The sequence below is a fragment of the Jeotgalibacillus sp. S-D1 genome (assembly GCF_004358665.1).
Lineage (GTDB): Bacteria > Bacillota > Bacilli > Bacillales > Jeotgalibacillaceae > Jeotgalibacillus.
This window is the reverse complement of the sequence record NZ_SMZR01000001.1, coordinates 547,057-572,592: the sequence shown is the minus strand read 5'-3', so window position 1 is coordinate 572,592 and position 25,536 is coordinate 547,057. Positions and strand designations below refer to the sequence as shown.

Here is a 25,536-nt window from a genome sequence, read left to right as displayed (position 1 = left end):
TTTCTTTTTTATGCTTCTTTTACGTCATCCATCCAATCCCTGATGGATTTGAGTACCCGTTTTTCAATTCTCGACACCTGAACCTGAGAAATTCCCAATTTATCAGCTACCTCTGATTGAGTGTAGTCTTTGTAGTAGCGAAGAAAAATAATAACCCTGTCCCGTTTTTCTAGTGTTAACAACGCTTCTTTTAATGCCAGCTGATGAAACCATTGTTCTTCATCTTTAGCGGCCATTTGATCAAGAAGTGTAATTGGATCTCCTTCATTTTCATACACAGTTTCATGAATCGATGTCGGAGATTTGGAAGCTTCCTGCGACAAAACGATGTCATCAACGGATACATTCAGCTCATCTGCTACTTCTGTTAATGTAGGAAGTCTGCCTAGTGTGCTGCTCAGCTGTTCTTTCGTTCTTCTCACTTTAATCGCAAGTTCTTTTACGGATCTGCTTACTTTTACAGCTCCGTCGTCACGTAAAAATCGCTGAATTTCTCCGATAATCATAGGGACAGCATAAGTCGAGAATTTTACGCTGTAACTTAAATCAAACTTGTCTACAGCTTTGAGTAAGCCAATAGAACCGATTTGAAACAAATCGTCCGGATCATGTCCGCGGTTTAAGAAACGCTGAACAACGGACCAAACGAGTCTGACGTTATTCTCCACCATTCTGCTTCTCGCTTCCTGATCCCCAGCCTGGCTTAAGCGTATCCATTCTCTGACAGTTTCGTGACTAGTGGTTGTTTTAGCACTCATAACTAGCGCCTCTAATGACACTCAGCCTGAACGGAGGCCAAGTGTTTGCTCATTCGAATGGTAGTTCCCTGCGAACATTCAGATGAAACTTCAACTGCATCCATAAAGTGTTCCATAATAGTAAATCCCATACCGGATCGGTCCATTTCCGGCTTTGTTGTAAATAGAGGCTGCATTGCCTCTTCAATGTTGCTCATCCCTAACCCCAGATCTTTAATTTCTATTGAGAAAGTGCTGTTTTCCATCGATAGTGTCATATGCACCCATTGGTCGTCTCTGCCTTCATAGCCATGAATAATGGCATTCGTTACCGCTTCTGAAACAACCGTTTTAATATCCGTCAGTTCACCGATTGTCGGATCGTACGGTGCAATAAACGAAGCAACAACCATCCTTGCAAAGGCTTCGTTTTCACTAATTGAACGAAACTTAATATGGGCCTGGTTGTTCATTACGCAACCCCCAATCTTGTTAGAGCTTGATCCTCAGAAGGCTCGATGATCATGATGCGAAATAGCCCAGACATTTCAAACAACCTTTTAACAGGAGCTGAAATAGCACATATGATCATACTGCCTTCTCTTTTTTGCAAATGCTTGTACCTTCCAAGCATCAGGCCAAGACCTGAACTATCCATAAAATCGAGCTCTGCAAGATTTAAAACAAGATGACGAATATTTTGCTCTTCCATCAAAGTAATTAATTCTCCCCGAATCTTCTCTGTTGCGTGATGATCAAGCTCTCCTTGCATGCGCAGAAGCAGTACATCTTTTTTGATTTCAGCCTGGACAGTAAAAGCCATGTGAACCCCTCCTTTTTATCGTACAGAGGGAATATTCATTGCGATTAAACCTAATTCCTGCATGGTGACAATAATAGAAGAAACTAGTGTTTATTCGACTGCATTTTCTTACTGAACCATTTCTTTTGCTGATCTTACAAACAATTCACCCCACGAAGCTTTTTTGCTTTCTCTTTTCGCAATAACATCAACCGACGACATCTCTTTGCCGTCAATAACGAGCGACATAGAACCTATTTTTTGTCCTTTTTTTACAGGTGCATCAATAATTTTTGTAACATGCAACGATTTTTTAACATTTTGTTCTTTTCCATCGACAGGAGCTATCCACTTTAATGGTTCGCTTAAAACACCTTCAATTATAAAAGGAGAACCTTTTTCAATACGTACTTCTAAAACCTGGTCTCCTTCTTTTGCCAGGGTTTTACTTTCATAATGTGTAAAACCATAATCCAGCATGGAACTGGCAATTTCATTTCTTGCTTTTGAAGTAGGAGCTCCAAATACCACAGCGATAAAGCGCATATCTTTCTTTTGAGCTGTTGCTGTCAAACAGTACATAGCATCTTTTGTAAAACCGGTCTTAAGGCCGTCAGCCCCCTGATAGAAACGAACCAGCTTATTGGTATTAACAAGCCAAAATGGGTCTTCACTGTCTTCCCTGAGATAGTCTTCATACGTACCTGTAAATTCTGTGATTTCTTCATGTTTTATCAGTTCTTTTGCGAGCTGTGCCATATCAAACGCTGAACTTACATGGCCATCTGCCGGAAGACCGGTCGCATTGCGGAAAACAGTATCTTTTAGCCCCAATGCTTTCACCTTTTCATTCATTTTTTTAACAAACTCTTCTTCAGAACCGGCCAGATGTTCCGCCATAGCAACTGAAGCATCGTTGGCAGAAGCCACTGCAATACCTTTTAACATGTCGCGAACAGTCATTTCTTCTCCAGCTTTTAAGAATATTTGCGATCCGCCCATTGAAGCAGCCTGTTCACTAGTTTTAATTTTATCTTCCCACGAAATTTTCTTTTGATCGATCGCTTCCATAATTAAAAGCATAGTAGCTATTTTCGTCATTGAAGCAGGCGGCAGCGATTCATGACTGTTCTTATCAAGCACAAGCATGCCTGTTTGCTGATCAATTAAAATAGCTGACTTTACTTCATCTAAAGGCACAGGAGCTTGGTCATTTGCTAAAGTTGTATACGGTAAAATAGAAAATGCAAAAACAACGCTTATAATACTTAACATCCACTTTTTCATGAAAATCGCACCTCTCACACTCTTTTTGTTTATTTTTTCCTACCGAGGCGATTTTATACGCATGTCACACATTTATTGCGAAATCTTTTTACCTGGTTTTGAGTGGCGGCTGATTTGGGCTGAAAATATCTGGTCGGCACACGGTGCTCAAACTGTCTGCTCCGATCAACGGTTTAAAGATATAGACACCTGAATTTTACAACTCTGATATATAAAAAAAACGCCATTCTCAAATTGAGAAAGGCGTTTTATCGATATTTATTTATTCTCCGGTCACTTGCCCAACAATTAATGATGGAGCTGAGACACTATGCTCTGCTATTTTAATGCTTTCCAACAGTTTTTCTTTAACTTTTTCAAGCTGAGACAGGTCATTTGCATAAATGGTAACCAGGGAATCTCCTTTTTGAACTTTATCGCCAACTTTTTTATTCAGCATCAGCCCTACCGCTAAATCAATTTGGGATTCTTTTGTCGCTCTTCCTGCACCAAGCCACATTGCAGCAGTACCCACATTGTCGGCAATTATTTCTGATACTGATCCTGCAGTTTGTGCAGGAAGTTCAATTTTGTGCTCTGCCTGAGGCAATTTCGAAGGATCATCAACCACGCTTGCATCTCCGCCTTGACCTGCTAAAAATTCTTTAAACCGCTCCAAAGCTCTGCCACTTGAAATAGCCTCTTCAAGCTTTAGCCTTGCTTCTTCAAGAGAAGATGCTTTTTCTGCAAGATACACCATATAACTTCCAAGAACGAGGCAAAGTTCTGTCAAATCTTCCGGACCTTCTCCATTTAGGGTATCAATTGCTTCTTTAATTTCCAAAGCGTTACCAATCGCAAAACCTAGAGGCTGACTCATATCTGAAATGACTGCCATTGTTTTACGGCCGACATTATTTCCTATACGTACCATTGCTTCTGCTAATTCGCGCGCCTGGTTCTCATCCTTCATAAAAGCGCCGGCCCCCGTTTTAACATCTAAAACGATTGCGTCTGCGCCAGCAGCAATTTTTTTACTCATTATAGATGATGCAATCAACGGAATACTGTTTACCGTAGCAGTCACATCGCGTAATGCATAAAGTTTTTTGTCTGCAGGTGTTAAGTTCCCGCTTTGGCCCATTACTGCAACTTTTATTTCATTTACCAGCTTGGTGAATTCATCGCTTGTTAATTCCACGTTAAATCCAGGCACTGCTTCGAGCTTATCAACTGTCCCGCCGGTATGGCCCAGTCCGCGTCCGCTCATTTTGGCTACAGGAACATCAACTGCTGCCACCAAAGGTCCAAGAATTAACGTTGTAGTGTCTCCTACACCGCCTGTGGAATGTTTATCAACTTTTATACCTTTTATAGCAGACAAATCAATCTGGTCACCAGATTCAACCATAGAGAGCGTTAAATCCGCTCTTTCCTGTTCAGTCATTCCCTGGAAATAAATGGCCATCAGTAATGCACTTACCTGATAATCAGGAATATCACCTGAAGTGTACCCTCCAACAACAAATTGGATCTCCTGTGTTGTAAGTGCTTGTCCGTCGCGTTTTTTTTCAATAATATCTACCATTCTCATTTGTTTATCCCCGTTTCCTCATCAATTAATTAGTTAGTTCACGCAAAAAACTAGTTCCGAAAGCTGGTTTTTTCACATTAAAGTTTTCAGCAATCGTTGCTCCGACATCTGCAAAAGTATTTCTTACTGCAAGCTGTTTACCCAGTTCATTTCTTTTTGAATAAACAAGCAGCGGAACATACTCCCTTGTATGATCAGTTCCTTCGTGGACCGGGTCGTTTCCGTGATCTGCAGTGATAATTAATAAATCATCATCGGTCATTTTTTCAAAAACCTCAGGCAATCTTGTATCAAATGCTTCCAGAGCTTCGCCGTAGCCCTGAGGATCGCGGCGATGCCCAAACAGGGCATCAAAGTCAACTAAATTCAAAAAGCTTAAACCGGTAAAATCACGATTAAATGTTGATATCAGTTTATCCATTCCATCCATATTATCAGTCGTACGAAGTGAATCCGTTACGCCTTCTCCATTAAAAATATCTGAAATTTTCCCAATTGCCACAACATCATATCCACTGTCCTGCAACTCGTTCATCACTGTTCTTTCAAATGGCTTGAGGGCATAATCATGGCGGTTAGTTGTACGTTTGAATGCTCCCGGGCTGCCAACAAAAGGTCTGGCAATGATACGCCCAACCAGAAATTTTTCATCCAGGGTTATTTCGCGGGCAATTTCACAAATACGATAAAGCTCTTCTAATGGAATAACTTCCTCATGTGCTGCTATTTGAAGAACAGGGTCAGCTGAAGTATAGACGATTATTGCACCGGTTTTCATATGTTCTTCGCCAAGCTCTTCTAATATAGCTGTTCCGCTTGCCGGTTTATTTCCTATTATTTTACGTCCGGTTTTTTGCTCTAATAGAGAAATCAGCTCATCAGAGAATCCGTTCGGATAAACTTTAAAAGGTTTATCAATATTCAACCCCATAAGTTCCCAGTGGCCGGTCATTGTATCTTTTCCTACAGATGCTTCGGCCATTTTAGTATAAGAAGCGATCGGAGCAGCAGCTTTTTCAATTCCTGCTACATGTTCAATATTAGAAAGACCCAGTTTGGCCATATTTGGCATATTCAATCCATTCATGTGTTCAGCAATATGGCCAAGCGTATTTGCACCACTATCATTGAATTTTTCTGCATCCGGTGCTTCGCCTATTCCTACCGAATCCATTACTACCAGATGTATACGCTTATAGTTGCCATTATCCATTTTTTCTTCCTCCTCTTGTTCACTCAAATCTATTTTACCTATTTTCTTTATATCTTGACAATATATTCGTCTGAAGTCTGACAACTTAATTTAAACCGAGGATTAAGCTCTCGGGTGAAACTGGGAATAAACTTCTCTAATGCGTTTTGTGGAAACATGCGTATAGATTTGAGTTGTCGATATATCTGCGTGTCCCAGCATTTCCTGAACTGCCCGCAGATCGGCTCCATTTTCAATTAAGTGTGTCGCAAAAGAATGTCGCAGTGTATGTGGGGTTAATTCTTTTTCAATTTTAGCTTTTACCGCAAGTGCTTTTAAAATTTTCCAAAACCCCTGTCTTGTCAAACGTTTACCCTGCTGATTTAAAAATAAAGCATTAGTCGCTGCACTTTTAAGCTGATTTCTGGATTGCCGTATATACGTTTCTAGAATTTGGGATGCAACTTTGCCAATCGGAATGATTCTTTCTTTATTTCCCTTACCGATACATCGAATAAATCCCATTTCCAAATTAACATCATCCGTATTCAAACCGATTAATTCGCTAACACGCATTCCTGTAGCATACAAAACCTCGATCATTGCCCGGTCGCGATAGCCGCTGGCTTTTGACAGGTCGGCTGCCTGCAGTAATTGTTCCACTTCTTCGATATTCAGCACTTTGGGTAGTGTTTTTTCTGACTTAGGTGTTTCTAAATGTTCGGTTGGATCCTGATCGCATCTTCTCTCTCTCATTAAAAAGTGATGAAAAGAACGTATGGATGAGGTGTGCCGTGCGATGGTTTTAGCTGACTTGCCCTGCGTCTTTAAATGTGCAAAGAACTGTATTATATGTACTCTTTTCACATCACAAACAGAGCTCACCTGCTCTACTTTATCGATATAAGAAATATAAGCTTTAAGGTCCCGCTCATAAGATTGCACCGTGTTGACAGACAACCCTTTTTCCACAATCATAAACTGAATAAAATCGAGAAGCTGATTCTTCATCCTCACGCCTCCTAGTTCTTGCCACTATCTCTATTGTAGTACGCTTTCATTTTAAAGTCATCAGTGAATGACATCATTTTTATAAAATACCCTTAAAAGCTTTCAAACATACAAAAAACCATGCTTCATAGGCATGGTTCTACTTATCATTATTAGGCTCTTCATCATTTGAGAATTCCTGACATCTAGAACAAATACCATGGAAGGTCAATCTGTGGTCTTTTATCTTAAACTTCCAATCTCGTTCTACAATTTCCTCTACGTCCTCTAATAAATCCTCCTGAATTTCATCCACTGAACCGCACTCAATACAAATTAAATGATGATGAAAATGAGCTGCGCCTTCTTTTCTTAAATCATAACGCGATACTCCATCACCAAAATTAATTTTATCAACTACCTTTAATTCTGTCAGTAATTCAAGTGTACGATAAACAGTAGCCAGCCCTATCTCAGGTGCTTTTTCCTTTACGAGGAGGTATACATCTTCAGCGCTTAAATGGTCTGCCTCATTTTCAAGCAATACTCTCACGGTTGCTTCGCGTTGAGGAGTTAATTTATAGCTTGCTGAATGCAGCTGTTTTTTAATGCGTTCTATTCTGCTTTCCATGATTTGTCCTCCCTCGCTTTGTCATAGATATTATAACAAAAGGGAGGCTAATTGCAAACAATAATCATTATAAAATAGAATTAGTAATAAAAAATAATAATTATCACATTATAATTATTATAATCAGCTGTTTGGATGAAACCATTTCATCCAATATGGAGGCACAAAAGCTTCAATGAGACCTCCGATTACCACAAAAACAAGCAGGCAAGCAAATAGAACCGTATAGTTCATACTTGCTACCCTGAACGTCGGATTAAAAGACTGTCTCGTGACAACTCTTCTCCATAAATGGAGCGTTATCTTTATCGCCTGCACACAAACAATAACATACACGGGAATTAATAAAACATTTTGCGGCAATACCACACCAAAGGCAATCCATACACCTTCCCAGCCGTATTGAGAAATAAATAACCCTGTTGTAAATCCAAACATCATTCCTTTTGCAAATACAATCATCCATGCTACAGGAAGGCCGATTAAGGTAAAACCCGTACACCAAATTATAAAAATAAGTGCCATATCCAATAGGATGTATCCCCGCACCTGTTCATTCAGCAGGGAAAATATACTTAGCTTGCCGGAAGAATCAAAGGCATTAAATGGGTACAGCAGAGGCTGCAGCTGATCACCGGATAATTTGTTAACAAGAAGGGCGCCGGTTAATACTCCTCCGCATAATAGTGCCATTACAAAAACGTATAAGGATGCATGCTGGTGGATATGGTAGACGATTGAGCGAGCGATTGATTTTTTCATATGCTGCCTCCTTACAATAAACTTCCCTTCATTGTATGAACAAAGCATCCTATTCAAGAACAAGTTTTTACAATTGTTTTGGATAGTTCAGGAGGCATAGTATGAAAAATTAATTTTATAATCCGCCAAACCACAGCAGATCATTGGATGCTGATTACTGTATTTCCGTTTTGTACTTATGCATGAGCTGCTGCAAACGTATGTACTGAACTGCATAAGCGGTTTTCGCATCAAATATCCGCTGATCCGCCACGCATTTCTCTGCCTCTTCTAAAGTCAGCTCCTGCAGTTCAACAAATTCGTCTTCATCCGCCCCTCTGGCGTTCTCTATTTTATATAGATTTTTCGCCACATAAACATGCACCAGCTCATCTGCAAATCCCGGAGAAGTATAAAAAGATATTAAATGCACAAGATTTTCACTGCCATATCCTGTTTCTTCCTCAAGCTCCCTGGCGGCGGTAATAATGGGCTCTTCACCCGGCTCTAATTTTCCTGCAGGGATTTCAAGCACGGATCTTTCCAATGCTTTTCTGTATTGTTCGACCATAATAAGTTTGTTTTCTTCTGTGAGAGCAATTACACAAACTGCCCCAGGATGTTTAATAATTTCCCTTTTTGACGTCTTGCCGTTTGGAAGTGTCACTGTTTCTATTTGCAAATTAATAATCTTGCCTTCGTAGAGCACTTCTTTTACAATTGTTTTCTCTTCAAACTTTTTCATTTGTCATACCTCCTGTTTATCTCTATCGTATTGTACCAAATACTTACCCTTTTTCTCTTTGGTTTAAATCGTGTTTGAATAAATCACATAACGTGAATACAAGAACTAGTATATAAAATTAGGAGCTGATCTTATGGAAATGCGAAAAATCGGATCATCAAATCTGGAAAGTTCAATTCTTGGTTTAGGATGTATGTCGCTTGGCCGGGATGAAAAAAAAGCACAATCCATCATCGAAGCTGCTCTTGAAGGCGGTGTTACTTATTTTGACACAGCTGATTTGTACGATTTTGGGATCAACGAAAAAATCGTAGGAAAATCACTGAAACATGTGCGTGATCAGGTTGTCATTGCGACAAAGGTCGGCAACCGATGGGAAGATGGACAGGATGGATGGTATTGGGACCCTTCTAAACCGTACATAAAGGAACAAGTAAAGACAAGCCTTAAACGTCTTGAAGTGGATTATATTGACTTATATCAACTGCACGGCGGCACACTGGATGACCCGATTGATGAGACCATTGAGGCCTTTGAAGAACTTAAATCAGAAGGCTATATCAAAGAGTATGGCATTTCCTCCATACGGCCGAATGTCATTAAGAAATATGCTGAACAATCCTCCATTGTATCTAATATGATGCAGTACAGCCTATTGGACCGCCGTCCTGAAGAACAGGCTTTTCCAATTTTAAAGGATCACAATATTTCCGTTATCACCAGAGGACCTTTAGCAAAAGGAATGCTGACCGAAAAACTGTTAGCAAAAGCCTCAGATTCAATTCAAAATGACGGCTACCTTCATTATTCTTTTGAGTCATTAAAGGAAACGCTTGAATCCATTCAGGATCGGTTTGAAGACAGCCGTTCAATGACAGAGCTTTCACTAAAGTTTAATGCAGCAAATACGCTCACAGCATCGATCATTACCGGAGCAAGTGACCCCGAACAAATAACGGCCAATATCCATGCGGTCTCCAGTGATCCTTTATCGGAAGAAGAATACAGCTTGTTAAAGGAACTGACTGACAGCAAAGGGTATTCTGAGCATCGCCTTTAACTAAAAGAGCGATCCCTTCTTAACAGGGATCGCTTCTTTTACTTTTTATAGTCCTGCCAGTTCATCGGACTCTCCTCTAGTAATTCTTCAAAGGACTTATTTTGCTCGCGAAGCCTGCGGGCTCTTTCTTTCTCCGCTTTTAATTCTTCCGCCCGCTTATGTTCCTGATCCACCAGCCCTTTTTTAGTCTCTTGTAATTTTGTTAATAAATCCGCATTAAGCGTGTCTTTTAATGTCGGCTTTTGGTCATTTTCTCTTTTTGCTGGTTTATTTTTATTTCGTTTTTTCATTGTAAGTCCCTCCTCTATCTTCTTTATGTTACTTTAAAAAGATAGGGAACGCTTATTAAAAGGCTTCCAGCTTCACATCGTTCTCTATCTGCAATTCCGCTTCAGTAGAATTCACAATATCTTCCACAGTGAATCCTTTGGCAACTTCGATTAATTTCAGGCCCTGGTCCGTAACGTCGATAACTGCTCTTTCTGTAACGATGCGGTCGACCACATTTTTCCCCGTTAGCGGCAGTGAACAATTGTTTAAAATTTTCGCCTGTCCATCACGGTTCACGTGCTCCATAATCACGATTATTTTTCTGGCACCATGAACCAAATCCATGGCACCGCCCATTCCTTTAATCATCTTCCCCGGGATCATCCAGTTGGCTAAGTCACCATCCTTTGAAACTTCCATTCCCCCTAATATAGCAATGTCAACATGCCCTCCCCTGATCATCGCAAATGATTCTGCGCTGTCAAAGTAAGAAGCGCCGCTGACCGCCGTAACGGTTTCTTTACCTGCATTAATTAAATCGGCATCCACTTCATTTTCATCCGGGTACCTTCCTATACCAAGAAGCCCATTTTCAGACTGCAAAACCACTTGTTTATAGTCAGCTAAGTGGTTTGCTACAAGAGTTGGCATTCCAATACCTAAATTTACATAATCACCGTCATTGATTTCCTGTTCCGCTCTTTTCGCAATTGTTTCCCGTACCTTTTTTTTATCCATAAAGTGTGCCTTCCTTTCTGCTGAAAGCCTTAATTTGAAACTGTTCTGCGTTCGATACGCTTTTCCTGTTCCGCTTGAAACAAGTGCTGAACATAAATGCTTGGGGTATGTACGTTGTTCGGGTCGATTGCGCCTTTTTCCACGATTTCTTCTACTTCAGCAACTGTAATTTTTCCGGCTGCAGCTATCATAGGATTAAAGTTTCGGGCGGTTTTACGATAAACAAGATTCCCCATTTTATCGCCTTTCCAAGCGCGCACAAAACTGACATCTGCTTGAAGCGCTTCTTCAAGCACATATTCTTTCCCATGAAATTCCCTGACTTCCTTTCCTTCAGCAACAGGTGTCCCAACTCCAGCAGGTGTATAAAATGCGGGAATTCCTGCTCCGCCCGCCCGAATCTTTTCTGCCAGGGTGCCCTGCGGCACAAGTTCAACCTCCAGCTCTTCTGATAAAACCTGCCGTTCAAATTCTTTGTTCTCCCCTACATAAGAACCGATCATCTTTTTAATCTGTTTATTGTGCAGAAGAAGACCCAGTCCCCAATCATCTATTCCGCAATTATTGGATATAACAGTTAAATCTTTTACCCCGCTGTCGCGCAGTGCAAGAATAAGTTTTTCTGGAATGCCGCATAAACCAAAGCCGCCAACCATAATAGTGTGACCATCTTTTACATGTGCTGCTGCCTCCGCTGCATTTTGATAAATTGTTTTCACGAATATTGCCTCCCTTTTTAAGCTCTCTTCAGAACCGTAGCAACCCCTTGTCCTCCGCCGATACATAGCGTTGCCAGACCGGATTTTGCATCCCTTTTTATCATTTCATGAATTAATGTTACAAGAACCCTTGCGCCGCTTGCGCCTATTGGATGACCAAGGGCGATTGCACCCCCGTTAACATTCAAAATCTCACGATTAAATTCAAGCTCACGATCAACTGCAAGTGATTGAGCTGCAAAAGCTTCATTGGCTTCAATCAGTTCAATCTCTTCCATTGAAACAGAAGCTTTTCTTAACGCTTTATTCACAGCTTCCACAGGCCCAATGCCCATAATACTTGGATCAACACCTGCACTTGCATTTCCTGCTATTGTGGCCAAAGGGGATAGTCCAAGCTCTTCTGCTTTTTCTTTCGCCATCACCACCAGCGCAGCTGCTCCGTCATTGATGCCGGATGCATTGCCTGCAGTAACAGAGCCATCTCTTTTAAATGCCGGGCGGAGTTTCCCCAGTGTATCTTTCGTGGTGCCCTCTCTTGGATATTCGTCCACAGAAAATGCAATTGCGTCCCCTTTTCTTTGCGGTATCATGACGGGAACTATTTCTTCCTCGAATCTGCCGCTTTGAATGGCTGCAATGGCTTTTTGCTGACTGGACGCTGCAAATTCATCCTGTTCGTCCCGGGTCAGAGAATAGCGATCACAGAGGTTTTCTGCTGTAACTCCCATATGATAATCATTAAACGCACACCATAATCCGTCTTTAATCATACTATCTACCAGCTTTTGATCTCCCATTTTGAACCCTTCACGTCCATCTTGAAGCAAGTGAGGCGCTCTGCTCATATTTTCCATTCCGCCTGCAACAATAATGTCTGCGTCGCCGCAATAAATGGCTTGAGCTGCTAAATGAACCGCTTTTAGACCTGATCCGCACACTTTATTTATTGTCATCGAAGCTACCCGCTCTGGAAGGCCTGCCTCAATAGAAGCTTGACGCGCAGGGTTTTGCCCAAGCCCTGCCTGAAGTACATTACCCATGATAACTTCATCTACCTGCTCAGGCTGCACACCTGCTTTTAATAATGCTTCTTTAATGGCTGCAGCACCAAGGGCTGTAGCACTGACCCCTTTAAGTGCTCCATTAAATGTGCCAATTGCTGTTCGAATTGCACTTACGATAACGACTTCTCTGGACATATTGTCCCTCCTTAAATAAGCTTCCATTTGTACACATTCTATGAAAACGCTTTAATTCCTTCTTTTTCGGCATAAAACTTTCTGTTACGATTAATTAGTACATTCTTAATGTATTCATTTTGTTAAATGCGGCTGTTATTTTCCTCTAAAGCTCTAATCAACATTTTACAAATAATAACAACCGAATGTAAACTTACAAAATTCAAAGGGGATGTTGAAATGCAATACCCGTCACAAGTTACGATTATTGAAGTGGGCCCCCGCGACGGCCTGCAAAATGAAGCCCAGTTTGTACCAACCCATTCCAAATTAGCTTTTATTCAGAAATTGTGGGAGGCAGGGTTTACTGAAATGGAAATCACCTCTTTTGTATCGCCCAAATGGGTGCCGCAAATGCTGGATGCAAAAGATGTAATGGAAAAAACAAAGGACAGAAAAGGAGCGATCGTATTAGCGCCAAATAAAAAAGGGATCGATGCTGCCCTGTCGGCTGGCGCTAAAGCTGTAGCTGTTTTTATTGGCGTGAGTGAAACATTTAACAAAAAAAATATTAATAAAACGACTGAGGATGCAATGTCAGAACTGATTCCGGTCATAGATGATTTAAAAAGCCGGGGAATCTATGTGCGGGCATGCATTTCCACTGCGTTTCATTGTCCGTATGAAGGGAAAATCAGTCCGACTGCTGCACTGGCCTTGTGCCATCAGTTCGCAGAAGCAGGGGTGGATGAATTAAGCGTGGCCGATACGATTGGGAAAGCAACACCGAAAGAATCGTTTGCATTATTTTCACTTTTAAAAAAGCAGCTCCCTGCCATATTGGTAACCGCACATTTTCACGACACCAGAAAAATGGCGCTGGCAAATATTTATGCTGCGATGCTTGCTGGCGTTGACCGTTTTGACAGTTCTGCGGGCGGTCTTGGAGGATGTCCCTTTGCACCTGGTGCGAGCGGGAATGTAGCAACTGAGGATGTCATATACATGCTTCATGAAATGGGGATTCACACCGGGATTGACCTGCATCTCCTTGTTGAAGCCATTGAAGCAGTTAAACCCTATGTATCAAGAGAGATTACCAGCGGATACTATACTAGCAAGGCAGGTTTTTAAAGCTTAAAGCCAGCTTTTCATGAAGCTTCCTGTTATATTTAAAGCAGCTGGCATACTTTGCATACCACATGAGGTGATCCTTGTGAAAAAAAGAAAATGGCTGATTGCCGGCAGCATAGCAGGGATGTTAGGGGCTGCTGCAGCGGGTTTAGGCTTGCATTTATCTAACCGAATTATGTATATGGCATTAAAAGATGAAAAAAGTATATTTGACAGGGAAGTTTCCCAGAAACGGTTAATCCTGCACGAGTATGATTCTCTTCCCAAAGAAGAAGTATGGGTCAAATCACCCAACGGTTATAACATTAAAACCATTTTTATAACTCCTCACCCTTCAAAGAAATATATAATTTTCTGCCATGGTGTTACAGAAAACAAAGTAAACTCAATTAAATATATGAACCTCTTTCTGGCTAAAGGTTATAATGCCGTCATTTTTGATCACCGCAGGCACGGTGAGTCAGGCGGAAAAACAACAAGCTTTGGTTTTTATGAAAAACTCGATTTAAAAGCAGTTGTTGATGCACTGATCAAAAGGACAGGTGATGATGTGATTCTTGGCATACATGGTGAATCCATGGGAGCTGCCACCACGTTATTATATGCCGGTTCTGTAGAGGACCGGGCTGATTTCTACATAGCAGACTGTCCTTTTTCTGACTTCAGAGAACAGCTTGCGTTTATGATTCAAAAAGACCGGGAGCTCCTCCGGACTTCAAGGCTTGCAATCTCTCTTGCTGACTTTTTCATTAAATTGCGGGATGGCTATACCATCCAATCCGTATCACCAAAAGCAGCGGTGTTGAACATCGTAAAGCCTGTACTTTTCATTCACAGTAAAAATGATGGATTTATTCCTGCTCATATGACGGAAAGCTTATATGAGTTGAAAAAAGGCGCTAAAAAACTCTTTATTGCAGAAAATGGGGATCATGCGCAGTCATTAGTTGAAAATGAAGAAGAATATAGCAGATGTGTGGATGAATTTTTAAAGGAGAACGGGTTATAGGCAGGTAAACTGAGCAGCAAAAGCAGCTGCTCAGCCCGTTTATCATTGATTTTTAAATGACATCCGTCCATTAATCGTCTGACCGGGACTTTTCAACTGAAACATGCCTGACTGATTGGAATAATCAATTTTGATTTCTTTATCATAAAAGACCATTTTTGATTTTTCTACCAGTATTGGCATTTGATTTGTTTCGATTTTGATGTCACCCTCAACGGGTTCGTTTACATGCCACAGTATCGGCACGCCGTTCATTACACAGCCTGTTCCTTCCGTGTCATATTTCAATTTTAAATAACCATGTTGATTTTGTATTTTTTCGCGGATTTTTTCTGCAGCAGCATCTGTAATCGTAATTTGCATTGTTATCCCTCCTGTGTGACCACAGTATAGCATCTGGCCCGAAATAGACAGAGTATCTTGCTTGATTTTTAAATATACTACTTTAAATAACAGAAACGGGGTTTTTAATAATGGACAAAGTTCAAATTAAAGTTATGGACAATGGATCTCTGCGTGTAAGCGGGGATGTGGAGTTAATTGATGCTGATGGCAACCGGTTCGAAACAAAGCCGGTATTTTCATTATGCCGATGCGGATTGTCGCAGAATATGCCTTTTTGTGATGCAACGCATAAAGGGAAATTCAATTCCTGCGTACGGGCGGAAAAAATACTGGATGAAGATTAATGAAGATAAAGATTGTTTTAAAAAGATAAGGATTTATTAAGCAATAAACAAAAAAGACCAGGCTGGTCTTTTTTGTTTATTTTTGATTAAATCCCTTTTTCCCTACTGATTCCACTAAGCGGGGGAATAACGCATGAATTCGGGAAATGACACTCATCCACCGCGGCAAGTTAAGTTCTCTGCGTTTCGTAAATAACACTTTGACCGTTTTGGCTGCCACTTCGTCAGAATCGAGCATCCATCGTTTTACACTGGCGGCATAGGTGCCAGAGCTGTCTGCATGCTCGAAAAAAGAAGTGTTTATAGGACCTGGATTAACTGTGGTAATCGAAATTCCCTCGTCTGCTACTTCCATCCTCATGCTGTTTGAAAAACCGATGACTGCGTGCTTCGTAGCTGAGTAGATGCTTGATTTAGGTGTTGCAAGTTTTCCTGCCTGAGAAGCTATATTGATCACATGACCGTTTCTGTGTTTTTGCATAACTGGTATAACTGCCTTTGTAAGTGAAATTAAAGCCAGCACATTAACTTCAAACATTGTTGCTACTGTTTTTTCAGGTGTTTGATCCAAACGTTCAAACAACCCAAAACCTGCATTATTAATTAATGCATCGATTGTTCCCCATTCTTTTTCAAGGTCTTCTATGAAACCAGGTATTGCGGATGTACGGGTTAAATCGAATGGATAAGCACGAACCTCACCAGCTCCAAGCATGCCGCATTCCTGGACAACAGCAGCAAGCCGCTCTTCGTTGCGTCCCACTAAAATAATTGAAGCACCAAGTTTAGAGCATTCTTTCGCCAGCGCTCCTCCAAGGCCGCTTGAAGCCCCTGTAATCATTATGACTTTACCGGTTAAATCCCTGCTCATATTCAAGCTCCTTTTCATTCGCCAATGCTTTATAGATAAATGCATCTCCAGCCTGGTCTGCACATTCAATTTCCCCAATTGACAACAAATAATCCAGTTGAGCCATTGTTTCCGACAGAGTCAGACCAAGCTGCTTTCGGTAAACTTGAGGGAAAAGCCTGACACATATGTCAAAAGCGGTGGATTCCTTTTGAGCCAACAGATGTTTAACATGAAGAGCACGTTCATGCTGCTTTTTTAATCGGTGATGAATTAATGGGTGCGGCTGCTCGATAACACCGCCATGACCTGGAAGCAATAAGGAAATGGGCAGGTCCAGCAGCCTTTTCAATGACTGGTTATATTGCAGCTGCGGGATCGGCCGTTCGCCTCCACGGTTAAATGGAGGTTCAATTAAGGGGTTTGAGGACACCTTTTCAAGCAGCATATCTCCCCCAATCATACATCCGTCTTTGCTGCGAAATAAAGAGATATGCCCCTGTGCATGCCCTGGAGTATTAATCACACGCCAATCAGAGGCCCCCGGAATTTTTTGCTGATGATCCAGTTTTAGATCGAGTCCTCTGTTGCCCAGAATTTGCAACGGTTCCTTCATTTTTTCAATTAAAACAAAAAACGCATCAGGCAGGCCCATCTGCCTGAAAAATGAAGTGTAAAACGCATCGTGTTCCTTCATAAATCCTTCATCCCGAAGAAGAAACCGTTCTCCCTCTTTCGCACCAAGAATTTCAGCTTGCGGGAAACTGTCAATTAAGCCTGCATGATCCGGATGGTGATGAGTCAGAACAATCTGTTCGATGTCTCCTACTGATAATCCGATAGCCGTAAGCTGCTCTTTTAATGTCTTCCATCCTTCCTTTGTTTTCGCACCAGTATCCACCAGTGTAATTTTTTCATCACGAATTACATATACATGAACATCCCCCACTGCAAACGGCGTGGGGATTGTCAGCTGTGCAATATCTTTATGCCATTGAACCATTAAACGGCCTCCTCATATAAAAATGAATCACTATTCACTTTGTTTTAGTGTAGCCTTTTTCTCCATAAAAGTCGATGCAATTCTTTAAAAAAGCTTGACATGAGACGAGAACGTCCGCATAATCACATATAATCATTCCATCTACCAACGTGATGATAAGGACCAGTACATGAGGAAAAGATGCAAGAGAGCGGAGTTCACCGGCTGTAAAACTCCGTCATTTCCCTCCTCGTCGAACCTACCTTTGAGCGGCAGGAAAACCTGTCCGTCTGCCTTCGTTACAGGCTAATGAAGTGTGCTTGAAACATAAATCAAGCAAAACTAGGTGGTACCACGGAAGCAACCCTTTCGTCCTTTTTTACAGGATGATTGGGTTTTTTTAGGTTAAAAAGGAGGTTTTCATGGTGAAAGTCGTATTTATAGGTGCAGGATCAATGGCAGAAGCGATTATACAAGGAATTGTGGAATCTCCACATTTAACAAAACTCGACCTATGGGTTACCAACCGGTCAGATCAATCACGGCTTACAGCAATAAAGGAATTGTACAGCATAAAAATCAGCTATGATCTTAAATTGCTGCTGCAGGATGCTGATGTAGTTGTTTTAGCTATGAAACCTAAAGACGCAAAAGAAGCAATGGATGATATACGGAGCTTCCTTAAACCGCATCAGCTCATTATTTCTGTGCTCGCAGGATTGTCATTAAAATTTATGAACGGCATTTTGGGAGAAAGCTGTGCAATAGCCCGCGCTATGCCGAATACGTCAGCTACCATCCAGCAGTCAGCAACAGGAATCGCATTTAACAAGCATGTTTCTTCCGAACAGCAGGGATTGGCATTATCCATTTTCACAGCTATTGGAACCGTCACCATTGTGGATGAAGAAAGATTAGATGTCGTAACCGGGCTTTCCGGAAGCGGTCCGGCTTATATTTATTATGTTGTCGAAGCAATGGAGCAGGCAGCCGTTGAACTAGGCATGACAGAAGCGGAAGCGAAACCGTTTATCCTTCAAACGCTGGCAGGCGCTTCAAAAATGCTTTCAACTACTAATAAATCCCCTAAGATGCTTAGAAAAGCGATTACGAGTGCCGGCGGAACAACAGAAGCAGGTGTTAGAAAACTTGAACAGCATCATGTTAAGGAAGCATTTAAAGCCTGTATTAAAGAAGCAACGGAGCATTCCGGCAAACTTCGGAGTCAATTTGAGCAGATTGACAAGGCATAGAAGTTGCCACATTTTAATTATTTCCAGTAGGATAATGTAAAAAGGAAGCGGTTTTATGCTTATTATTCTGCTGTCACTCATCTCATTATTCTGGGTCGTTATAGCACTCGATACGTATAGGGGATTGCGGGAACTGCCTGCTCTGGAAGAAGAGCCGCCCACCTCCTCAATCGGTCTTATAAGCATCATTGTAGCAGCAAGAAATGAAGCACATACCATTGAGCAAAGCATTCGCTCACAGCTGCTTCAAACCTATGAGTCCATCGAATGGATTCTCATAAATGACCGGTCAACAGATCAAACGGGTGAAACAATGGAAAAATTCGCCAAAATCGATTCCCGCATTAGGGTTATTCATCTTACTTCTCTTCCTGAGGGATGGCTTGGCAAAAATTATGCTCTTCACACAGGAGCAATAGCAGCAAACGGAAAGACGCTTATTTTTACTGATGCAGATATTCAATATGAACCTGATTTAATAGCGAAGGCAGCAGCATTTTTTTCAAGATTATCACTTGATCATTTAACCATCTCACCGAACCTGACTGCCAGAAGCTTTATTCTCAAGGGGTTTATTTCCTTCTTTTTGTTTGGTTTTTCCTATTATAAGCGCCCGTGGTCTGCAAATCGTGATAAAGCGAAAAACGGCATTGGCATTGGTGCTTTTAATATGATCAGCCAGCAGGCATATAAAAAAATAAACGGTCATTCTGCCATTCGAATGCGTCCGGATGATGACCTTCAGCTCGGCATGATGGTGAAAAGATACGGACTAAAACAACGAATGACTACTGCATTAGGACTGCTGCATGTTGAATGGTACCCTTCCCTCAAAGAAGCTGTTAAAGGACTGGAGAAAAATACATTCGCCGGTCTTCATTACAGCTATATTCTGGTGTTCGGGGCCATTACAGTTGTTTTCACCTCCCAACTCCTTCCATTTATTACGCTGTTTCATTCAGATTCTTCTGTAAGAACCATAAGCATGCTTGCCGTTATTATGTTAGCCGCTGTTTATGTACCCTTGACCAGGAGGCTGACCACCTATTCCCACTGGCATATTTTATTATTCCCGCTATCTGCATGTTTATTTTTATATGCTATTATCAGAGCAACCATCCTAACCATTGCCCGAGGGGGAATTAAATGGAGAGGTACCACCTACTCCCTTAAAGAGTTAAAAAAGAACACAAAGCAAGTCTGATTCTTTTGGTTATGAAGAGCTCCTTGTTATACTATTTAGGAACACTAAACAATAGGAGGCAACCGGATGACCACAGCTCTTTTTTCACCTTATACCATTAAGGATGTAACGTTAAAAAATCGCATTGTCATGGCACCAATGTGCATGTATTCTTCGCATAATAAGGATGGTCATGTAGAAAATTGGCATAAAACGCATTATACAAGCCGAGCGGTTGGACAAGTTGGACTCATCATGCTCGAAGCAACAGCGGTGACACCACAGGGCCGCATTTCAAATGAAGACCTCGGCATCTGGAACGATGAACATATTCATGGTCTTCGCGAACTGGTTACTTTAATTAAAGAGCAGGGAGCTAAAACTGCTATTCAATTAGCGCATGCAGGCCGCAAGTCGATGACTGACGGCGACATCATTGCTCCATCAGCCATTCCATTTAATGAAAAAATGAAAACTCCTTTGGAAATGAGTCTGAAGGATATTAATGAAACCGTATTGGCATTCAAGCAGGGAGCCAGAAGAGCAGATGAGGCAGGATTTGATATTATCGAGCTTCATGGTGCCCATGGCTATTTAATTAATGAATTTCTTTCACCTCTTGCCAACAGAAGAGAAGATGATTATGGCGGATCGGCAGAAAATCGCTATCGTTTTCTCAGAGAGATTGTAGATGCTGTAAAAGACGTATGGAATGGTCCGCTGATTGTACGGGTTTCAGCAAGTGATTGGGATGAAAACGGGCTTGCAGCTGAGGATTATATACCATTTGCAAAATGGATGAAGGAGCAGGGCGTGGACCTGATTGATGTCAGCTCTGGAGCTGTGGTGCCTGCTAAAATCAATGTATATCCAGGTTATCAGGTAGGCATGGCAGAAACCATTAAAAAGGGTGCAGATATTCCCGTTGGGGCAGTTGGATTAATCACAACCGGTATTCAGGCAGAGGAAATTCTGCAAAATAAACGGGCAGACCTTATTTTTCTTGCACGTGAATTATTAAGGGATCCTTATTGGCCAAGAACCGCAGCAGCCCAATTAAAAACAGATATACAGCCGCCCAAGCAATATGAACGCGGATGGAACAGTTAATAAAAAACCTGAGTCTGCTAGTCTGACTCAGGTTTTTGTGCTTTTAAATTATTTGTCTCAATTAAGTCTTGAGCAATAAAACTGGGAGGAAAAATCCTTTTTGCTTCTTCCAGCAATTGCCCGAGATCGTCACTTGTATAGCGAGAGCTGATATGAGTTAGCCAGAGCTCTCTAACCCCCGCTTCTTTTGCCACCAGTGCGGCCTGGGCTGTAGTGGAATGAAAATATTGAAAGGCCATTTCTTCACTTTTTTCATCAAAAGTTGCTTCGTGCACAAGTAAATCGGCATCTCTTGCCAATTCAAATGAACGGCTGCATAAGCGGGTGTCTCCAAGAATCGTGACAATCAGCCCTTTTTTGTCTCTTCCTAAAAAGTCCGCCCCATTCAGCGTCATCCCTTCCCACTCTATCACCTGCTTCGACTTTAGCTTTTGATAAAGCGGTCCGGGAGGGATGCCTATCTTTCTTAGTTTATCTGCATCCAACTCTCCAGGTCGATCTTTTTCTGTTATCCGGTAGCCAAATGATTCTATGCCATGGTCGAGCTTGCCTGCTTCAATGATACAGTCCTCATCATCTATGACCATGCCATCTTCAATTTCTACAATTCTCAGTTCATATTTTACATAAGTTGCGCTTACCTGAAGCGTTGTTTGCACAAATTCTTTAATACCTTTTGGTCCATAAACAGTCAGAGGCTCAGTTCCGCCCTGGAACGAGCGGCTGCCAAGCAGGCCAGGCAAACCGTAGATATGATCACCATGGAGGTGTGTAATAAATATTTTTTCAATCCTTCTTGGTTTGATCGTTGTATGCAGGATTTGATGCTGTGTGGCTTCTCCGCAATCAAAAAGCCAGATCGCTCCGCGCTTGTTCAGTCTCTTTAATGCTATGGATGAAACATTTCTCTGTTTAGCAGGCACACCGGCACCCGTTCCCAAAAATAATAGCTGCATGCTTAAAAGGCACCTCCATTTGAGCACAATCATACCACATTTCAATCTGTTTTGGCGCCATACGCCCCTTGTAATTGCCCTTGGAAAAGCCGGCCAATCATAAATATTTGCGGTGATGTTCCCTCTTTATTAGTTTTTGCCATAAAAATCAAAGTTGCATAACTGTTGCATATCATCAACCACACCTATACAATTTAGATATTGTATTTTAGCATCATTTATTATTTAGAAGGTATCCAGAATATTTATTAAATAAAAGTGAGGTCCTGAACGTGAAACAAGATAAAACACCACCAACCTTAATTATGATTTTTGGCGCAACAGGCGACCTTGCTAAAAGAAAGCTATTTCCTTCTCTTTATCAGCTATACTTAAAAGGAAACCTGTCAGATCAATTTGCCGTGCTGGGAGTAGGCCGCAGGGAATGGTCTCAAGAACAGTTCAGAGAGCATGTAAGAAGCGCCTTGCAAAACTCCGCACATTCAAATGATCAAATTGAATTATTTATTGAGCATTGTGTATATCAATCTCATGACGTAACTGACTCACGCTCTTACATACAGCTAAAAGAACTCGCTAATGAGCTGGATGAAAATTTCACACTTGAAGGCAACAGAATCTTTTATCTGGCAATGGCACCTGAGTTTTTCGGCACAATTACAGATCATTTAAAGCAGGATGGCTTAACAGACACCAATGGTTTTTGCCGTCTGGTTATCGAAAAGCCGTTTGGCCACGATTTGCCGTCTGCCGGAGCATTAAATGAACAGATTCGCAAATCGTTTTCTGAAGAACAGATCTATCGTATTGATCATTACTTAGGAAAAGAAATGGTCCAAAATATCGAAGTCATCCGTTTTGCGAATGCATTGTTTGAACCCCTGTGGAACAGCCGGTTTATCTCTAATATTCAAATTACCTCTTCTGAAACGCTGGGTGTGGAGGAACGGGGACGCTACTATGAAACCAGCGGTGCATTACGTGATATGGTACAAAACCATATGCTACAGATGGTGGCTCTGCTTGCCATGGAACCTCCGATCAATTTAAGCACCGATGAAATAAGAAGTGAAAAAGTCCGTGTATTGCGCTCCATGCGGCCGGTTGAAGGCAAAGAAGTCGATGACTACTTTGTGCGGGGACAATATGGTCCAGGGATTGTAAATGGAAAAGAAGTAAAAGGATACCGTGAAGGAGCAAACGTGGATGCTGCTTCAAATACTGAAACATTTGTCGCCGGAAAAGTGATGATTGACAATTTCCGCTGGGCAGGCGTTCCATTCTTTATCCGCACAGGGAAAAGCATGGCGGTAAAATCCACTAAAATAGTTGTGCAGTTTAAAGATATTCCTATGAACCTTTATTATAATAAAGAGCATTCGCTGGATCCAAATTTACTCGTTATTCATATTCAGCCTGACGAGGGCATCACATTACACCTTAATGCAAAGAAAACCAGTGAAGGCGTAAATACTCAGCCAGTGAAACTAAGCTATTCCGCAAGCAGCGTGGATGGCATCAATACGCCTGAAGCTTATGAAAAATTGCTATTTGACTGTATCATGGGCGATGCAACCAATTTTACCCATTGGGACGAAGTAAGACGATCATGGAGTTTTGTGGATAAAATTTCTGATCATTGGGAATCAACCAAAGAAGAATCTTTTCCAAATTATGAATCGGGCGGCATGGGGCCGGATAAAAGCCATAAGCTGCTGGCCGATGAAGGATTTGAATGGTGGTCTGTAGGAGAATTAGATAAATAAATAAAAGGCTTTCGGCAATCGCCGAAAGCCTTTTATTTATTTTGCACACTCATTTTCTCAGCCCATTTTATAAGAGGCCACTGGAAAAGCACTCTTGCCCATAGTAATACGGGCTTAGGCTTCTGTCCTTTTTTTAAAGGCATCTTTTTCATAGCCATATAAATATTAGCCGGCCACACGAGGATTAAAAGCCAGGTGAGCAGCTTACTCGCAAACGCCATAAAACGGTTAAGAATCAGCAATACCCCTACCAGAATTTCCACCACGCCTGAGATCCAGACTATCATTTTTTTAAAAGGAAGAAAGGCTGGAACAATTCTCATAAACATCCGGGCTTTCTTAAAGTGCATAACGCCGGCAAACAACATAAAAAATCCGTAAATCCGGCTTGCCCACTTCATTTTTTTTCCTCCTTTCAAAAGAGCCTCTATCCCTATATCACGGATGAGGCTCAGGCTTTTTGCAGGTACTTTTTAATCTTCCATCCATTCAGTATGGAAGATTCCCTCTCGGTCAACACGCTCATACGTATGAGCTCCGAAATAATCACGCTGTGCCTGAATTAAATTGGCCGGAAGCGTTTCTGTGCGGTAGCTGTCATAATAAGCTAATGCTGTAGAGAAACCAGGAACCGGCACACCATTTTGAACTGCCAGAGAAATAACTTCCCGCAGCGCATACTGGTAGGATTCAACAATTTCTTTAAAGTAGTCATCAAGCATTAAGTTCATTAATGAAGGATTACGGTCATACGCTTCTTTAATTTTTTGCAAAAATTGAGCACGGATAATACATCCGCCTCTGAAAATCATGGCTATGTCACCAAACTTCAAATCCCAGTTATATTCCTCAGAGGCAGCTTTCATTTGCGCAAACCCCTGTGCATAAGAAGCAATTTTTGACATGTAAAGAGCACGGCGAATCGCTTCAATTACTTCTGTTTTATCTTTTTGAGGGGCAGCAGGTGCTGGTCCGCTTAAAACTTTGCTTGCTGCAACACGCTCATCTTTAATTGCGGAAATAAATCTGGCAAATACTGATTCAGTAATAATTGGAAGCGGAGTGCCAAGATCAAGCGCACTTTGGCTTGTCCATTTACCAGTACCTTTTTGGCCTGCTTTATCGAGAATGACATCAACCATAGGTTTGCCCGTCTCTGCGTCTTTTTTCTTGAAAATATCTGCAGTAATTTCAATCAGATAGCTGTCAAGTTCACCTTTGTTCCAGTCTGAAAATACTTCGTGAAGTTCCTCAGCTGATAATCCTAATACATTTTTCATAAGGAAATAAGATTCAGCGATCAGCTGCATATCAGCATACTCAATGCCATTATGAACCATTTTCACGTAATGTCCTGCTCCGTCTGGTCCAATATAGGTACTGCATGCTTCTCCATTAACTTTAGCTGAAATCTGTTCAAATATTGGTGCCACTAATTCATACGCCTCTTTTTGACCGCCAGGCATGATGGACGGTCCTGTCAGAGCACCCTCTTCTCCACCTGATACGCCGGTTCCGATGAAATGAATTCCGTGTTCACTTAATTCCTGGTTACGGCGAATTGTATCTTTATAGAAGGTATTTCCTCCATCAATTAAAATATCGCCTTTGTCCAGCAAGGGCAATAAGCTGCTGATTGTTGCATCAGTAGCCGCTCCTGCCTTAACCATTAAAAGAATTTTCCTTGGAGCTTCAAGCGATTCAACAAACTCCTCCACGCTATATGTACCATAAATTTGTTTTCCTTCTGATTCAGCCAGCATATCATCTACTTTTGCTGAAGAGCGATTGTAGACGGCTACAGAAAACCCTCTGCTTTCAATATTCCAGGCAAGGTTTTTGCCCATAACTGCTAATCCAACTACACCTATTTGTTGTTTTGCCATCGTTTTTAACGTCCTTTCTCTTCCATTATTCAACTGCTTAATTAAGCATTCC

General features: G+C 41.5%; 28 protein-coding genes. 8 read left to right on the top strand and 20 right to left on the bottom strand.

The window, feature by feature from the left end; genetic code table 11:
* Window positions 1-8 precede the first annotated feature (8 nt).
* From sigF to E2R51_RS02865, 10 genes are all read right to left on the bottom strand, one after another.
* Window positions 9-758 carry an RNA polymerase sporulation sigma factor SigF gene (sigF, locus tag E2R51_RS02910; protein WP_133375525.1) on the bottom strand — a complete coding sequence of 250 codons (750 nt, stop codon included), beginning with the start codon at window positions 756-758 and terminating at the stop codon, window positions 9-11.
* A gap of 11 nt (window positions 759-769) precedes the next feature.
* Window positions 770-1,210: an anti-sigma F factor gene (gene spoIIAB, locus E2R51_RS02905; protein ID WP_133375524.1), complete on the bottom strand. Its 441-nt coding sequence runs from the start codon at window positions 1,208-1,210 to the stop codon at window positions 770-772.
* Window positions 1,210-1,560, bottom strand: a complete 351-nt coding sequence (gene spoIIAA / locus E2R51_RS02900) for an anti-sigma F factor antagonist (protein ID WP_133375523.1) — start codon at window positions 1,558-1,560, stop codon at window positions 1,210-1,212. The genes spoIIAB and spoIIAA overlap by 1 nt, the downstream gene beginning before the upstream one ends.
* A gap of 108 nt (window positions 1,561-1,668) precedes the next feature.
* Complete coding sequence (locus E2R51_RS02895) at window positions 1,669-2,826, bottom strand: D-alanyl-D-alanine carboxypeptidase family protein (RefSeq protein WP_133375522.1); 1,158 nt, start codon at window positions 2,824-2,826, stop codon at window positions 1,669-1,671.
* Window positions 2,827-3,088: 262 nt separating this feature from the next.
* Window positions 3,089-4,399, bottom strand: coding sequence for a pyrimidine-nucleoside phosphorylase (locus E2R51_RS02890; protein ID WP_133375521.1), 1,311 nt, complete (start codon window positions 4,397-4,399; stop codon window positions 3,089-3,091).
* A gap of 25 nt (window positions 4,400-4,424) precedes the next feature.
* Window positions 4,425-5,612 carry a phosphopentomutase gene (gene deoB, locus E2R51_RS02885; protein WP_133375520.1) on the bottom strand — a complete coding sequence of 396 codons (1,188 nt, stop codon included), beginning with the start codon at window positions 5,610-5,612 and terminating at the stop codon, window positions 4,425-4,427.
* Between the two features lie 102 nt (window positions 5,613-5,714).
* Window positions 5,715-6,602: a site-specific tyrosine recombinase XerD gene (gene xerD, locus E2R51_RS02880; RefSeq protein ID WP_133375519.1), complete on the bottom strand. Its 888-nt coding sequence runs from the start codon at window positions 6,600-6,602 to the stop codon at window positions 5,715-5,717.
* Window positions 6,603-6,741: 139 nt separating this feature from the next.
* Window positions 6,742-7,212, bottom strand: coding sequence for a ferric iron uptake transcriptional regulator (gene fur, locus E2R51_RS02875; RefSeq protein ID WP_133375518.1), 471 nt, complete (start codon window positions 7,210-7,212; stop codon window positions 6,742-6,744).
* A 123-nt stretch (window positions 7,213-7,335) separates the two neighbouring features.
* Window positions 7,336-7,974 carry a stage II sporulation protein M gene (spoIIM, locus tag E2R51_RS02870; protein ID WP_165967121.1) on the bottom strand — a complete coding sequence of 213 codons (639 nt, stop codon included), beginning with the start codon at window positions 7,972-7,974 and terminating at the stop codon, window positions 7,336-7,338.
* Between the two features lie 154 nt (window positions 7,975-8,128).
* Window positions 8,129-8,698, bottom strand: a complete 570-nt coding sequence (locus tag E2R51_RS02865; protein WP_133375516.1) for an NUDIX hydrolase — start codon at window positions 8,696-8,698, stop codon at window positions 8,129-8,131.
* 133 nt (window positions 8,699-8,831) lie between these two features.
* Here E2R51_RS02865 and E2R51_RS02860 point away from each other — a divergent pair, with 133 nt between their 5' ends.
* Complete coding sequence (locus E2R51_RS02860) at window positions 8,832-9,758, top strand: aldo/keto reductase (RefSeq protein WP_133375515.1); 927 nt, start codon at window positions 8,832-8,834, stop codon at window positions 9,756-9,758.
* A gap of 38 nt (window positions 9,759-9,796) precedes the next feature.
* Here E2R51_RS02860 and E2R51_RS02855 read toward each other — a convergent pair whose 3' ends face one another.
* Genes E2R51_RS02855 through E2R51_RS02840 form a run of 4 tightly spaced genes read right to left on the bottom strand, consistent with a single transcriptional unit; the run spans window position 9,797 to window position 12,687 of the window.
* Window positions 9,797-10,048: a YqkE family protein gene (locus tag E2R51_RS02855; RefSeq protein ID WP_133375514.1), complete on the bottom strand. Its 252-nt coding sequence runs from the start codon at window positions 10,046-10,048 to the stop codon at window positions 9,797-9,799.
* Between the two features lie 55 nt (window positions 10,049-10,103).
* Entirely contained in the window at window positions 10,104-10,766 is a 663-nt protein-coding gene (locus E2R51_RS02850) for a 3-oxoacid CoA-transferase subunit B (RefSeq protein WP_133375513.1), read from the bottom strand.
* 29 nt (window positions 10,767-10,795) lie between these two features.
* Window positions 10,796-11,485: a CoA transferase subunit A gene (locus E2R51_RS02845; RefSeq protein WP_165967120.1), complete on the bottom strand. Its 690-nt coding sequence runs from the start codon at window positions 11,483-11,485 to the stop codon at window positions 10,796-10,798.
* Between the two features lie 17 nt (window positions 11,486-11,502).
* Window positions 11,503-12,687 carry an acetyl-CoA C-acetyltransferase gene (locus E2R51_RS02840; protein WP_133375511.1) on the bottom strand — a complete coding sequence of 395 codons (1,185 nt, stop codon included), beginning with the start codon at window positions 12,685-12,687 and terminating at the stop codon, window positions 11,503-11,505.
* Window positions 12,688-12,906: 219 nt separating this feature from the next.
* Here E2R51_RS02840 and E2R51_RS02835 point away from each other — a divergent pair, with 219 nt between their 5' ends.
* Both E2R51_RS02835 and E2R51_RS02830 read left to right on the top strand, forming a co-directional pair.
* Window positions 12,907-13,800, top strand: a complete 894-nt coding sequence (locus E2R51_RS02835) for a hydroxymethylglutaryl-CoA lyase (RefSeq protein WP_133375510.1) — start codon at window positions 12,907-12,909, stop codon at window positions 13,798-13,800.
* 124 nt (window positions 13,801-13,924) lie between these two features.
* Window positions 13,925-14,809: an alpha/beta hydrolase gene (locus E2R51_RS02830; RefSeq protein ID WP_133376311.1), complete on the top strand. Its 885-nt coding sequence runs from the start codon at window positions 13,925-13,927 to the stop codon at window positions 14,807-14,809.
* Between the two features lie 42 nt (window positions 14,810-14,851).
* Here the strand turns inward: E2R51_RS02830 and E2R51_RS02825 are convergent, their stop codons facing one another.
* Window positions 14,852-15,172, bottom strand: coding sequence for an iron-sulfur cluster biosynthesis family protein (locus tag E2R51_RS02825; protein ID WP_133375509.1), 321 nt, complete (start codon window positions 15,170-15,172; stop codon window positions 14,852-14,854).
* A 110-nt stretch (window positions 15,173-15,282) separates the two neighbouring features.
* Between E2R51_RS02825 and E2R51_RS02820 the strand changes: the two genes are divergently transcribed.
* Window positions 15,283-15,498, top strand: a complete 216-nt coding sequence (locus tag E2R51_RS02820; protein ID WP_133375508.1) for a CDGSH iron-sulfur domain-containing protein — start codon at window positions 15,283-15,285, stop codon at window positions 15,496-15,498.
* Between the two features lie 76 nt (window positions 15,499-15,574).
* On the opposite strand, the gene E2R51_RS02815 is transcribed toward E2R51_RS02820, so the two are convergent.
* Window positions 15,575-16,369 carry an SDR family NAD(P)-dependent oxidoreductase gene (locus E2R51_RS02815; RefSeq protein WP_133375507.1) on the bottom strand — a complete coding sequence of 265 codons (795 nt, stop codon included), beginning with the start codon at window positions 16,367-16,369 and terminating at the stop codon, window positions 15,575-15,577.
* On the bottom strand, window positions 16,347-17,351 hold the full coding sequence (locus tag E2R51_RS02810) for an MBL fold metallo-hydrolase (protein WP_133375506.1): 1,005 nt from the start codon (window positions 17,349-17,351) through the stop codon (window positions 16,347-16,349). Before E2R51_RS02810 ends, E2R51_RS02815 begins: the two co-directional genes overlap by 23 nt.
* Window positions 17,352-17,752: 401 nt before the next feature.
* Here E2R51_RS02810 and proC point away from each other — a divergent pair, with 401 nt between their 5' ends.
* The 3 genes from proC (at window position 17,753) to namA (ending at window position 20,876) form a co-directional block, all read left to right on the top strand.
* Window positions 17,753-18,583: a pyrroline-5-carboxylate reductase gene (proC, locus tag E2R51_RS02805; protein ID WP_133375505.1), complete on the top strand. Its 831-nt coding sequence runs from the start codon at window positions 17,753-17,755 to the stop codon at window positions 18,581-18,583.
* A 55-nt stretch (window positions 18,584-18,638) separates the two neighbouring features.
* Entirely contained in the window at window positions 18,639-19,787 is a 1,149-nt protein-coding gene (locus E2R51_RS02800) for a glycosyltransferase family 2 protein (RefSeq protein WP_133375504.1), read from the top strand.
* A 66-nt stretch (window positions 19,788-19,853) separates the two neighbouring features.
* Window positions 19,854-20,876, top strand: a complete 1,023-nt coding sequence (gene namA / locus E2R51_RS02795; protein ID WP_133375503.1) for an NADPH dehydrogenase NamA — start codon at window positions 19,854-19,856, stop codon at window positions 20,874-20,876.
* 17 nt (window positions 20,877-20,893) lie between these two features.
* Here namA and rnz read toward each other — a convergent pair whose 3' ends face one another.
* Complete coding sequence (gene rnz / locus E2R51_RS02790; RefSeq protein ID WP_133375502.1) at window positions 20,894-21,832, bottom strand: ribonuclease Z; 939 nt, start codon at window positions 21,830-21,832, stop codon at window positions 20,894-20,896.
* A 272-nt stretch (window positions 21,833-22,104) separates the two neighbouring features.
* Between rnz and zwf the strand changes: the two genes are divergently transcribed.
* Window positions 22,105-23,598, top strand: a complete 1,494-nt coding sequence (gene zwf, locus E2R51_RS02785) for a glucose-6-phosphate dehydrogenase (RefSeq protein WP_133375501.1) — start codon at window positions 22,105-22,107, stop codon at window positions 23,596-23,598.
* Between the two features lie 32 nt (window positions 23,599-23,630).
* Here the strand turns inward: zwf and E2R51_RS02780 are convergent, their stop codons facing one another.
* Both E2R51_RS02780 and gndA read right to left on the bottom strand, forming a co-directional pair.
* Window positions 23,631-23,999, bottom strand: coding sequence for a DoxX family protein (locus E2R51_RS02780; protein WP_133375500.1), 369 nt, complete (start codon window positions 23,997-23,999; stop codon window positions 23,631-23,633).
* A 72-nt stretch (window positions 24,000-24,071) separates the two neighbouring features.
* Window positions 24,072-25,484 (bottom strand): NADP-dependent phosphogluconate dehydrogenase, encoded by a 1,413-nt coding sequence (gene gndA, locus E2R51_RS02775; protein WP_133375499.1) that lies wholly within the window; start codon window positions 25,482-25,484, stop codon window positions 24,072-24,074.
* Window positions 25,485-25,536: the final 52 nt, after the last annotated feature.